Annotated in this window: 11 protein-coding genes; 10 read left to right on the forward strand and 1 reads right to left on the reverse strand. The window is 71.8% G+C overall.

All coding sequences use genetic code 11. The annotated features are described in order from the left end of the window. Positions 1 to 251: 251 nt before the first annotated feature. Complete coding sequence (era, locus tag AB0C78_RS40430) at positions 252 to 1,163, forward strand: GTPase Era (protein WP_360758778.1); 912 nt, start codon at positions 252 to 254, stop codon at positions 1,161 to 1,163. A gap of 45 nt (positions 1,164 to 1,208) precedes the next feature. Here the strand turns inward: era and AB0C78_RS40435 are convergent, their stop codons facing one another. After that, positions 1,209 to 2,153, reverse strand: a complete 945-nt coding sequence (locus AB0C78_RS40435) for a hypothetical protein (RefSeq protein ID WP_360758780.1) — start codon at positions 2,151 to 2,153, stop codon at positions 1,209 to 1,211. A gap of 101 nt (positions 2,154 to 2,254) precedes the next feature. Between AB0C78_RS40435 and AB0C78_RS40440 the strand changes: the two genes are divergently transcribed. The 9 genes from AB0C78_RS40440 to AB0C78_RS40480 all read left to right on the forward strand — a co-directional run bounded on the left by AB0C78_RS40440 (position 2,255) and on the right by AB0C78_RS40480 (position 12,153). Then, entirely contained in the window at positions 2,255 to 2,866 is a 612-nt protein-coding gene (locus tag AB0C78_RS40440; RefSeq protein ID WP_360758782.1) for a TerB family tellurite resistance protein, read from the forward strand. Between the two features lies 1 nt (position 2,867). Further along, a complete protein-coding gene (gene ddaH, locus AB0C78_RS40445) occupies positions 2,868 to 3,665 on the forward strand; it encodes a dimethylargininase (RefSeq protein WP_360758784.1) in 798 nt (265 codons plus the stop codon). 245 nt (positions 3,666 to 3,910) lie between these two features. Beyond that, positions 3,911 to 5,614, forward strand: coding sequence for a 2-isopropylmalate synthase (gene leuA, locus AB0C78_RS40450; RefSeq protein WP_360758786.1), 1,704 nt, complete (start codon positions 3,911 to 3,913; stop codon positions 5,612 to 5,614). A gap of 242 nt (positions 5,615 to 5,856) precedes the next feature. Further along, a complete protein-coding gene (locus AB0C78_RS40455) occupies positions 5,857 to 6,873 on the forward strand; it encodes a LacI family DNA-binding transcriptional regulator (protein ID WP_360758788.1) in 1,017 nt (338 codons plus the stop codon). 191 nt (positions 6,874 to 7,064) lie between these two features. After that, a complete protein-coding gene (locus AB0C78_RS40460) occupies positions 7,065 to 8,429 on the forward strand; it encodes a sugar ABC transporter substrate-binding protein (protein ID WP_360758790.1) in 1,365 nt (454 codons plus the stop codon). Between the two features lie 79 nt (positions 8,430 to 8,508). Further along, on the forward strand, positions 8,509 to 9,441 hold the full coding sequence (locus AB0C78_RS40465; protein ID WP_360758792.1) for a sugar ABC transporter permease: 933 nt from the start codon (positions 8,509 to 8,511) through the stop codon (positions 9,439 to 9,441). Between the two features lie 3 nt (positions 9,442 to 9,444). Then, positions 9,445 to 10,323, forward strand: coding sequence for a carbohydrate ABC transporter permease (locus AB0C78_RS40470; protein ID WP_360758794.1), 879 nt, complete (start codon positions 9,445 to 9,447; stop codon positions 10,321 to 10,323). 59 nt (positions 10,324 to 10,382) lie between these two features. Further along, positions 10,383 to 11,930 (forward strand): glycoside hydrolase family 13 protein, encoded by a 1,548-nt coding sequence (locus AB0C78_RS40475; protein WP_360758796.1) that lies wholly within the window; start codon positions 10,383 to 10,385, stop codon positions 11,928 to 11,930. Positions 11,931 to 12,027: 97 nt separating this feature from the next. After that, on the forward strand, positions 12,028 to 12,153 hold the full coding sequence (locus AB0C78_RS40480; protein WP_360758798.1) for a hypothetical protein: 126 nt from the start codon (positions 12,028 to 12,030) through the stop codon (positions 12,151 to 12,153). Positions 12,154 to 12,159 lie beyond the last annotated feature (6 nt).

Below are 12,159 nucleotides of genomic sequence, written 5' to 3' on the forward strand. Positions count from 1 at the left end.
GGGGGCGACCCCCTGGAACCCCCGTCACGGTCGGCGGCTGTTTCCCGCTCGCTGGCGCTCGCTCCGCGTTCCCGCCCGTGGCCGGCGGCTGAGGTTCGACCTGCCGGGGCTGAGGTTCGACCTGCCGGGGCTGAGGTTCGGACTTGCGCGGGGTTGGGTTCGGGGCTTGCGCGTGGCTGGCGCGGCGGGGGCGGGTGGTCGTGGGGCGTCTCGGGGTGGGCGACAATTGGCAGGTGACGAGCGGAGATGTGATGGGGGCCGTGCCTGAGGGGTACCGGGCGGGGTTCGCCTGCTTCATCGGGCGGCCCAACGTGGGGAAGTCCACCCTGATGAACGCGCTGGTCGGCACCAAGGTGGCGATCACCAGCAGCCGGCCGCAGACGACCCGGCGGGCGATCCGCGGGATCGTGCACCGGCCGGACGCGCAGCTCGTCGTCGTCGACACGCCCGGCCTGCACAAGCCCCGCACGCTGCTGGGGGAGCGGCTGGACAGCCTCGTCCGCTCCACCCTCACCGAGGTCGACGTGATCGGGTTCTGCGTCCCGGCGGACCAGCCCGTCGGGCCCGGCGACAAGTACATCGCGCGGGAGCTGGCGGCGGTGAAGCGGACGCCGGTCGTGGCGATCGTCACCAAGACCGACCTGGCCGCGCCGGAGCAGGTCGCCGAGCAGCTGCTCGCGGTGGGGCGGCTCGGCGAGTTCGCCGACATCGTGCCGTGCTCGGCGGCGGACGGCTTCCAGGTCGGCCTCGTCGGCGACCTGCTGATCTCGCGGCTGCCCGAGGGCATGCCGCTGTATCCGGAGGGCGACCTCACCGACGAGCCCGAGCAGGTCCTCATCGGCGAGCTGATCCGCGAGGCCGCGCTGGAGGGCGTCCGCGACGAGCTGCCGCACTCGATCGCCGTCGTCGTGGACGAGATGAACCCGCGCGAGGGCCGCGACGACCTGATCGACGTCTACGCGCACCTGTTCGTGGAGCGGCCCAGCCAGAAGGGCATCATCATCGGTCACAAGGGCGCGCGGCTGCGCGAGGTGGGCGCGGCGGCGCGGCGGCAGATCGAGGCGCTGCTCGGCACCAAGGTCTTCCTCGACCTGCGGGTCAGCGTCCTGAAGGACTGGCAGCGCGACCCGAAGCAGCTGCGGCGGCTCGGCTTCTACGACTGACCGTTCCCGCGACCGGCCGTTCCAGCGACCGGCCCGGGCGGTGGATCACTCCTGTTCCGGCTGCGGTGACGGGCGGACGGGCCCGCCGGAGGCCCGCTGGTCGGCGTGCGGCTCCTCGGCGCCGCGCTCCGAGGCCTGCGCCTCCTCGGCACCGCGTTCCCCGGACTGCGGCTCCTCGGGGCCGTTGCTCGCGGCCTCCGCCCGCTCAGGAGTCCGGCTCCAGGATTGCGCCTGCTCAGGGGCCTGGCCCCAGGCCTGCGCCTGCTCGGGCGCTTGGCCCCACGCCTGCGCCTCCTCGGGCCACGCGGCGCCCTGCTCGGCCCAGTAGCGCTGCTGCTCCGCGTACTGCTGCGCCGCCGCGTACTGCTGGGCGGCGTACTCCTCCTCGGTGCCCGGCCGTCCCCCGTCCTTGGCCGCCAGCCGGTCGGAGATGGGGCGGACGAGGCTGAACACGGCCAGCAGCAGGCTCATCGCGACCGCCAGGAACCAGCCGTACCGGAGGCTGACCTGGTAGGTGAGGTTCAGCCCGTAGTCCGGCAGGCGGTTCGGCACGTCGCCGAGCCGCAGCACGAAGATGCCGCAGGTCACCAGTGACAGGATGGCCGGGACGGCGGCGAGCGCGCCGATCCGGGGGTCGCGGGCGACGAGGTTCCAGAACGCCATGACGATCGCCACCACCGCCAGCACGGGGACCGCGAGGACGATGTTGTCGGCGTCGATGCCGGCGACGCTGCCCTGGTCGCGGACGAGGGACCGGCCGAACAGGTCGAGGACGGTCTGGGCGTGCGCCCACGGCAGGAACGCCGACACCACCAGCACGGCGGAGGCGGCGATCACGGCGAAGTCCCAGCCGGCGCGGCGCGGGCCCGGCGCGGGCGCGGGCGGCGGGCCGGGCTCGGCGGGCACCGGGTCCGGCGGAGCCCCCTCGGGCGGCAGGAAGGACGGCCGCGGCCGCGCGCGGCCGGCGTCGGAACCCAGGTCACCGGTCATGGACCCAGCGTAAACGGAGCGGCCGGGTTCGCCGGGACGGCCACGTCGGCGGCGCCGGGTCGGTACTTTGGAGCGAAGTCCGTTTTGGGAGGAGAGCCCCGGTGTTGCTCGTTTTCGGGCTGACGGTCGTCTTCCGCACGGTCGGGGAGGGCACGTTCCACTGCCCGCAGTGCGGCGGCGACCGCGCCTACCGGCGGCGGGCCGCGCGGCGCTGGTTCAGCCTGTTCTTCGTGCCGCTGGTGCCGCTGTGGCGGCTCGGGCACGCGGTGGAGTGCCGTTCGTGCCGCGGCCGGTTCCCGGTGTCGGCGCTGCGGGCGCCGACCGCGCAGCAGATGGCGGCGGCGCTGCCGGCCGGCATGCGCGCCGCCGCGGCCCTCGTGCTGCGCTCGGGCGCGCCGGAGGACGCGGCGGCCCGCTACCGCGCGATCGAGACCGTCACCCGCTACGGGGAGCCGGACTACGACGACGACGCCATCGACGCCGATCTGGTGGTGGCGCCGGTGTTCCTGGGCCAGGAGGTCGAGCGGGCGGGCGCCCACCTCGCCGTGGAGGCCAAGGAGTGGTTCCTGGCCGAGGCCGTCCGCATCGCGCTGGCGGACGGCCCGCTCGACGAGGGGGAGCGGCAGGCGCTGCACGCCGTCGCCGAGCTGCTCGGCATGTCCCGCGCGTACGCGCTGGGCGTGATCGTCACCACCGAGGGGGCGTCCCGCTGACATGGACCCCGCCCACGCCCGCCCGGACCCCGCCCACGCCCGTCCGGACCCAGGCACCGCCCTGGTGCGGCCGCCGGGGCCGCGGCTCGCCGAGGGGATCGTCACCCACATCGGGCGCCGCCCGGTCGACACGGCGCTCGCCGCGCGGCAGCACGAAGCCTACGTCGCGGCGCTGCGGGCGTCCGGCCGGCGGGTGCGGGCGGTGCCGCCCGCCGACGACCATCCGGACGCGGTGTTCGTCGAGGACACGGTGGTGGTGTGCGGGGACCTGGCGGTGCTCGGCAGGTCGGGGGAGACGCGCCGGCGGGGCGAGACGTCCGGAACCGAGCAGGCCGTCCGCGAGCTGGGGCTGCGGGTCGAGCGGATCAAGGCGCCGGGCACCCTGGACGGCGGGGACGTGCTGTGCGTCGGCGACACCGTGTACGTGGGGCGCGGCGCGCGCACCAACGAGGAGGGCATCTGCCAGCTCGCGCACCTGCTGGGCGGGCGGCGGGTGGTGCCGGTCGACACGCGCGGCTGCCTGCACCTGAAGTCGGCGATGACGGCGCTGCCGGACGGCAGCCTGGTCGGGGTGCCGGAGCTGGTGGACACCGCGGTGCTGCCGTTCATCCGGGTCGTCCCGGAGCCGGCGGGCGCCCACGTGGTGCTGCTCGGCCCGGACCACGTGCTGATGTCGGCGTCCGCGCCGCGCACCGCGGCGCGGTTCGCCGCGGACGGGCTGCGCGTGACCAGCGTCGACATCAGCGAGTTCGAGGCCCTGGAGGGCTGTGTGACCTGCCTGTCCGTGCTCGTCCCCTGACGCGGCGGGCCGGGAATGCGCGGCGGGCCGGACGCCGTTGGAGGAGACGGCAGAGGCCCCTGTTGTCTCAGTATCCGGACGTCGGTTTCCGTAACTGGGACGTCGTCTGTTACGTTGGCAGGCGTGTTGCGTGAGCTGCTCCTCCTTAGCGGCCGCAGCGGGGGCCTGTAACAAGGTCGGCTCCCTCGCTGCGGGACTTCGTTATGGACGTCGGCCGTGAGGTTCGAGCAGAGAGATCACATCGGATGTATCCGCAACAGCAGTCTTCCGGCATGCCGTTCGAGCGCTACCGGCCGTTCACCCCGATCAAGCTGACCGACCGGACCTGGCCCGACAAGGTCATCACCGAGGCCCCGCGCTGGTGCGCGGTCGACCTGCGGGACGGCAACCAGGCGCTGATCGACCCGATGGACGCGCACCGCAAGCTCAAGATGTTCGAGCTGCTGGTACGGATGGGCTACAAGGAGATCGAGGTCGGCTTCCCGGCGGCCAGCCAGACCGACTACGACTTCGTCCGGCAGATCATCGACGAGGGCCGGATCCCCGACGACGTGGTGATCCAGGTGCTGACGCAGGCCCGTCCCGAGCTGATCGAGAAGACCTTCGAGGCGGTGCGCGGCGCGAAGCAGGCCATCGTCCACCTGTACAACTCGACCAGCACGCTGCAGCGCCGCGTGGTGTTCGGGCAGGACAAGGACGGCATCACCGCGATCGCGGTGGAGGGCGCGAAGCTGTGCGCCAAGCTCGCCGAGGACATGGGCGACACCGAGATCTTCTTCGAGTACTCGCCGGAGTCGTTCACCGGCACCGAGCTGGAGTACGCGGTCGAGGTCTGCAACGCCGTCAACGACGTGTGGAAGCCCACGCCGGAGAAGAAGGTCATCGTCAACCTGCCGGCGACGGTCGAGATGGCGACCCCGAACATCTACGCCGACCAGATCGAGTGGATGAACCGGAACCTGGCCTACCGCGACTCGGTCGTGCTGTCGCTGCACCCGCACAACGACCGCGGCACCGCCGTCGCCGCCGCCGAGCTCGGCTACATGGCGGGCGCCGACCGGATCGAGGGCTGCCTGTTCGGCAACGGCGAGCGCACCGGCAACGTGTGCCTGGTCACCCTGGGCCTGAACCTGTTCACCCAGGGCGTCGACCCGCAGATCGACTTCTCCGACATCGACGAGATCCGCCGCACGGTCGAGTACTGCAACCAGCTGCCCGTGCACGAGCGGCACCCCTACGGCGGCGACCTGGTCTACACCGCCTTCTCCGGCTCCCACCAGGACGCCATCAACAAGGGCTTCGACCACCTGCGGCGGGACGCCGAGGCCGCCGGGACGCCGGTGGACGACTACACCTGGGAGGTCCCGTACCTGCCGATCGACCCGCACGACGTCGGCCGGACGTACGAGGCCGTCATCCGGGTCAACAGCCAGTCCGGCAAGGGCGGCGTCGCCTACATCATGAAGACCGAGCACTCCCTGGAGCTGCCGCGCCGGCTGCAGATCGAGTTCTCCCGGGTCGTCCAGGAGCACACCGACGACCAGGGCGGCGAGGTCACGCCCGAGCGGATGTGGGAGATCTTCGAGGCGGAGTTCCTCGCCAACGGCCCCCGCGTCGGCCTGCTGGCGCACCGCGCGACGTCCCGCGTGCACGAGAAGGACGTGCTCAGCTGCGACGTCCGGGTGGACGGCGAGATCCGCGAGATCGAGGGCGTCGGCAACGGCCCGGTGTCGGCGTTCGAGGACGCGCTCGCGTCCGTCGGGGTCGGCGTGCGGGTGCTGGACTACGCCGAGCACGCGATGAGCGCGGGCGGCGACGCGCGCGCCGCCGCGTACGTGGAGTGCGACGTCAACGGCACGACGGTGTGGGGCGTCGGCATCGACGGCAACATCGTCACCGCCTCCCTGAAGGCCATGCTCTCCGCGGTCAACCGCGTCGCCCGAGCCTGATCTCCGGCGGTGCCGCCCTCGGGCTCGCCGCCCCAAAGACCCGTTCCGCCGTCCGGCCATCCCGGGCGGGGATCGAGACTTCCGGACGAACCGGCCGTGACGATCTCACGTGCCGCCGAACCGTCCTCGCCGTGCCCCGGCCGTGACGATCTCACGGGCCGGGGCACGGCCATGTCCGGCGGATCCCACCGCTTCGCAACGGAACGCAAGCGGTTTGCAAAGCGGCGTCGTATAGTTGCGGCATGACACGTCGACTGGCCGAGGTCGCCAAGAAGGTCGGGGTCAGCGAGGCCACCGTCAGCCGGGTGCTGAACGACAAGCCGGGCGTCTCCGACGCGACCCGCGCCGCCGTGCTGACCGCGCTGGACGTGCTCGGCTACGAGCGCCCGACCCAGCTGCGCGGCGAGCGGGCCCGGCTGGTCGGCCTGGTGCTGCCGGAGCTCGGCAACCCGATCTTCCCCGCGCTGGCCGAGGTGGTCGGCGGCGCGCTGGCGCAGCGCGGGTTCACGCCGGTGCTGTGCACGCTGACGCCGGGCGGCCTGTCGGAGGCCGACTACGTGGAGATGCTGCTGCAGCAGCAGGCGTCCGGGGTGATCTTCGCGGGCGGGCTGTACGCCGAGGCGGACGCCCCGCACGACCACTACCACCGGCTGCGGGACGTGCGGCTGCCCGTCGCGCTGGTCAACGCGGCCAGCGAGAAGCTCAGCTTCCCGCAGGCGTCGACCGACGACGCCGTCGCCGCCGAGCAGGCGTTCGCGCACCTGCTGTCGCTGGGCCACGAGCGGATCGGCATGGTCCTCGGCCCCGAGGACCACGTGCCGTCCAACCGCAAGCTCGCCGCGGCCCGCGCCGCGGCCGAGCGCGCCGGCGTCGAGCTGCCCGCCGCGTGGGTGCGGCGCAGCATGTTCTCGCTGGAGGGCGGCCAGGCCGTCACGGGACGGCTGATCCGCGACGGCGTCACCGGCGTCATCTGCGCCAGCGACCCCCTCGCCCTCGGCGTCATCCGCGCGGTGCGGCGGCTGGGGATGTCGGTGCCGGAGGACGTTTCGGTCGTGGGCTATGACGACTCGGCGTTCATGAATTGCGTGAACCCGCCGCTCACCACCGTCCGGCAGCCCATCGAGTCGATCGGGCGCGCCGCCGTGACGCTGCTGGTGAGCCAGGTGGAGGGCGGCCCGGTCGCGGCCGAGGAACTGCTCTACGAGCCGGAGCTGGTCGTGCGCGCGTCCACGGCGCGGGTCAGGACCGCGCGCGCCTGATCCGCACCCGATCCGGACCGTCCGAAAGCCGCCCTCACGCAGGGCGGCTTTCGTCGTTCTGTGCTGCTTTGCGTCGTGAACGTTCCAGAATGTTGGGTTCTTGCGAATATTCATTCATCTATTGCACTGTGATGTTGGTCTCTGTATGTTCCTCGCAATCGGCCGACCCAACGGCCCAGGAGGGAACCCCCATGAGATCCCGGATTCTCGCCACCGCGCTCGCCGCGGCCCTCGGCGCGACCGTCGCCGGCTGCGGCGGGGACGGCTCCGGTGGCAAGGACACCGCGCCCCTGGACGCCGGCACCAAGGTGTCGATCACGGTCGGCTGCATGCCGGCCAAGAGCCAGGCCGCGCAGCGCAAGGAGTGGCTCGAGGACGTCGCGGCGTTCCAGAAGCTGCACCCCAACATCACGATCGACGGCAAGGACGCCTTCCCCTGCATCGACCCGAACACCTTCCAGGCGAAGCTGGCGGGCGGGCAGATGGAGGACGTCTACTACGTCTACTTCACCGACGTGCGCGGCATCATCGCCAACGGCCAGGCCGCCGACATCACCCCCTACATCGGGCAGTCGAAGCAGTACCCGAACCTCGACCCGGCCGTCGAGAAGGTCTTCAAGGACGGCGGGAAGGTCTACGGCCTGCCCCGGCAGAACTACTCGATGGGCCTGTTCTACAACCGGACCCTGTTCAAGAAGGCCGGCCTCGACCCCGACCGGCCGCCCACGACCTGGGCCGAGGTCCGCGAGGACGCCAAGAAGATCAGCGCCCTCGGCGGCGGGACCGTCGGGTACGCCGAGTTCAGCGCCAAGAACCAGGGCGGCTGGCACTTCGCCACGTCGATCTACAGCCAGGGCGGCGACATGGTCGACGCCAGTGGCAAGAAGGCGGCGTTCAACAGCCCGCAGGGCAAGGCCGTCCTGCAGAACCTCAAGGACATGCGCTGGACCGACGACTCGATGGGCAGCAAGCAGCTGCTCGTCGACGCCGACGTGCAGCGGATGATGGCGGCCGGCAAGCTCGGCATGTACCTCGGCGCCCCCGACAACGCGACCGCGCTGGTCGACCAGTTCAAGGGCAAGTACGAGGACTACGGGATGGCGCCGATCCCCGGCTCGGCGGGGACGCTGATGGGCGGCGACGGCTACCTGTTCAGCCCGAAGGCGTCCCCGGAGAAGATCAAGGCCGGGCTGATGTGGCTCGACTACTACGCGCTCACCCCCGGCCAGGGGCAGCTGAACTACGCGCGGGCCGCCAAGGACGGCCGTCCCGTCGGCATCCCGCAGCCGAAGCTGTTCGGCCAGAACGCGGTGGGGGAGAAGGACCGGCAGCTGCGCGCGGACGCCGCGAACCTGCCCGTCGCGAACTTCAAGCCGTACGAGGACGCCTACAGCAAGGTGCCCGGAAAGCTGGAGCCGCCGCAGGCCCAGCAGCTGTACACGATCCTCGACTCGGTCGTCCAGGCCGTGCTGACCAGGCGCGACGCGAACATCGACCAGCTGCTCGCGGACGCGCAGAAGAAGGCCGACGCCGCCCTCGCGCGGTCGGGGAGCTGACGTCCGCCGCCTCCGGGGCGCCGGCCCCGGCGCACCGCGCCGGCGCCCCGGAACCGCCGTCCCACACCTGGAGTGACAGATGACCACAGCGCGGACGCTCGTCCGCCCCGCCGCGGCCCGCTCGCGGCGGCGCCCGTCGCGCACCCGGCGCACCGTGAAGCGCAACCTGACCGCGTACGGGTTCCTGTGCGGGGCGCTGATCTGCTTCGCGTTCTTCTCCTGGTACCCGATCGTCCGCGAGGTGCTGCTCAGCTTCCAGAAGACCAACTTCGTCGGCGAGGCCCGCTGGGTCGGGTTCGACAACTTCCGCACCGTGCTCGCCGACCCGGGATTCACGGACGCGTGGGTCAACACGGCGGAGTTCACGCTGCTCGCGCTCGTCGTCGGGTACGTCATCCCGTTCGCCATCGCGATCGTGCTGAACGAGCTGAAGCACGCCCGCGCCTACCTGCGGTTCGTCGTGTACCTGCCGGTGATGCTGCCCCCGGCGGTCGCGGTGCTGCTGTTCAAGTGGTTCTACGACCCGGGACCCGGCCTGTTCAACCAGCTCCTGCACGCCGCCCGCCTGCCGGGGCTCAGCTGGCTCGACTCGACGAGCACCGCGCTGATCTCGCTGGTGATCGTGTCGACGTGGATGAACCTCGGCAGCGGGACGCTCATCTACCTGGCCGCGCTGCAGTCCATCCCCGGCGAGCTGTACGAGGCGGCGGAGCTGGACGGGGCCGGGCTGTTCCGCCGGATCCGGCACATCACGATCCCGCAGACCCGGCTGATCCTGCTGGTGATGCTGCTCCTGCAGATCATCGCGACGATGCAGGTGTTCATCGAGCCGTACCTGCTGACCGGCGGCGGCCCGGAGGGCTCCACCGTCACCGTCGCGTACCTGATGTACCAGTACGCGTTCAACTTCACCAACTTCGGCGGCGGCGGGGCGCTCGGGCTGATGCTGATGCTCGTCCTGATGGTGTTCTCCGCCATCTACCTGCGCGTCTCGCGCGAGGAAGCGAGGTAGCCGATGAACGAGACGCGCACCCTCGTCTCGCCGCACACGCTCGGCACCCGGCGCGGTAAGGCGATCTACTGGACGACCCTCGTCTCGATCGTCGTCGTGTTCACGTTCGTGTTCGTGTTCCCGCTGTACTGGATGGTCACCGGCGCGATGAAGTCGCCGGACGAGCTCGCCGACGTCCCGCCGGGCGTGTTCCCGCGCCACTTCGACCTGTCCGGGTACCGGGAGGCGTGGCGGCAGCTCGACCTCGGCCTGTACCTGCGCAACACGCTCGTCTACGCGTTCGGCGCGTGGCTGTTCACGATGGGCGTCGACGTCACCGCCGCGTACGCGCTGTCGAAGCTGCGGCCGATGTTCGGCCGGGCCGTCCTCGGGCTGATGCTGGCGACGCTGATGATCCCGCCGATGGTGATCCTGCTGCCCGCCTACCTGACCGTGAAGGACCTGCCGCTCTTCCACGTCAACCTGCTGAACACGCCGTGGGCGATCTGGCTGCCGGCCGCCGCGAACGCCTTCAACATCTTCCTGCTCAAGCGGTTCTTCGACTCGATCCCGACCGAGCTGCTCCAGGCCGCGGAGGTGGACGGCGCCTCGCCCGCGCGGATCCTGTGGTCGGTGGTGCTGCCGGTGTCGCGGCCGATCCTCGGCGTCGTGTCGATCTTCACGATCGTCAACGTGTGGCGCGACTTCGTCTGGCCGCTGCTGGTGCTGCCCGACTCGCAGCGCAAGACGATCAGTGTCGCGATCTCCTCGCTGGCGGTGCAGGTGCCGCAGAACGTGCTGATCGGGTCGCTGGTCATCGCCAGCGTGCCCACCATCGTCGTCTTCTTCGTCTTCCAGCGGCACATCATGGCCGGCCTCACGGCGGGCGGCCTGAAGGGCTGACCCGGCCCGGCCGTCCCTTCTTTTCACGATCCGCTTCTTAACGAGCAAGGAGTACTCGCATGCCCGAAGCATGGTGGCGTGGCGCGGCGATCTACCAGGTGTACCCGCGCAGCTTCGCCGACGGGAACGGCGACGGCGTCGGCGACCTCGCCGGCCTGCGCGACCGGCTGCCCTACCTCGCCGGGCTCGGCGTCGACGCGCTGTGGCTGAACCCGTGGTACCCGTCCCCGATGGCGGACGGCGGCTACGACGTCGCCGACTACCGCGACGTCGAGGCGGTGTTCGGCACGCTCGCCGAGGCGGAGGCGTTCATCGGCGAGGCGCACGCCGCGGGCCTGCGGATCATCCTGGACGTGGTGCCCAACCACGCCTCGGACCGGTCGGACTGGTTCCGCGAGGCGCTCGCCGCCGGGCCCGGCTCGCCCGAGCGGGAGCGTTTCTGGTTCCGTCCCGGACGCGGCGACGGGCCGCCCAACGACTGGCAGTCGATCTTCGGCGGGCCCGCCTGGACCCGCGTCCCGGACGGCGAGTGGTACCTGCACCTGTTCGCCCCCGAGCAGCCCGACTTCAACTGGAACAGCCCCGACGTCGTCCGCGAGTTCCACGACGTGCTGCGGTTCTGGTACGACCGCGGCGTCGACGGCATCCGGATCGACTCGGCGGCCCTGCTGGTCAAGGACCCCGACGCCGAACCGGACGGCAGCGACCCCTACACCGACCGCGACGGCGTCCACGACATCTACCGGGGCTGGCGGAAGGTCACCGACGAGTACCCGGGCCGGATGCTCGTCGGCGAGGTGTGGCTGCCCGACCAGGAGCGCTTCGCCCGCTACCTGCGCCCCGACGAGATGCACACCGCGTTCAACTTCGACTTCCTGAACTGCGCGTTCGAGCCGCACGCGCTCCGCAAGGTGATCGACACGACGCTCGCGACGCACGCCCCGCTCGGCGCGCCCCCGACCTGGGTGCTGGCGAACCACGACGTCGTCCGGCCCGTCACCCGCTACGGCCGCGCCGACACCTCGTTCGACCTGCAGGACCGCCGGCACGGCGCGCCCACCGACCGGGCGCTCGGGGTCCGCCGGGCGCGGGCGGCGGCGCTGCTGGCGATGGCGCTGCCCGGCGCCGTCTACATCTACCAGGGCGAGGAGCTCGGCCTCCCCGAGGTCGAGGACCTCCCGGACGAGCTGCGCCAGGACCCGATCTGGCACCGGTCCGGGCACACCGACCCGGGCCGCGACGGGTGCCGCGTCCCGCTGCCGTGGTCGGGCGACCGGCCGCCGTTCGGGTTCGGCGGCGACCCGTGGCTGCCGCAGCCCGCCGACTGGAAGGACCTGACCGTCGAGGCGCAGGAGCCCGACCCGGGCTCGATGCTCAACCTGTACCGCGCCGCGCTCGCCGCCCGCCGCGAGCACCTCGGCGACGGCGCCATGACGTGGCTGCCGTCGGAGGAGAACGTGCTCGCCTTCACCCGCGACTCGGGCCTGACCTGTGTGGTCAACCTCGGCCCGGCTCCCGTCCCGCTCCCGTCCGGCGACGTCCTGCTGGCGAGCGGGCCCCTGCCGGACGGCCTGCTGCCGCCCGACACGGCCGTCTGGACGCGCTGACCGGTTCCTCGCGCCGGCGGCCGGCCGCCGATCCTCTGCCGCTCCTCCCAGGCAGGTGTCCCACCCCCGCATCACCGAACAGGGAGCAGAACCAGCGATGAGACACAAGTCCCTCCGCACCCTGCTGGCCGCGGTGCACGCCGGTGGCGGCGGCGAACATGACGAACGCCATGCCGCCGGCGACGATCCGGTTCCCGGTGCCGAGCAGCCCCGACAGCAGTGACGGGCC

The sequence above is a fragment of the Actinomadura sp. NPDC048394 genome, assembly GCF_040651755.1.
Lineage (GTDB): Bacteria > Actinomycetota > Actinomycetes > Streptosporangiales > Streptosporangiaceae > Spirillospora > Spirillospora montaniterrae.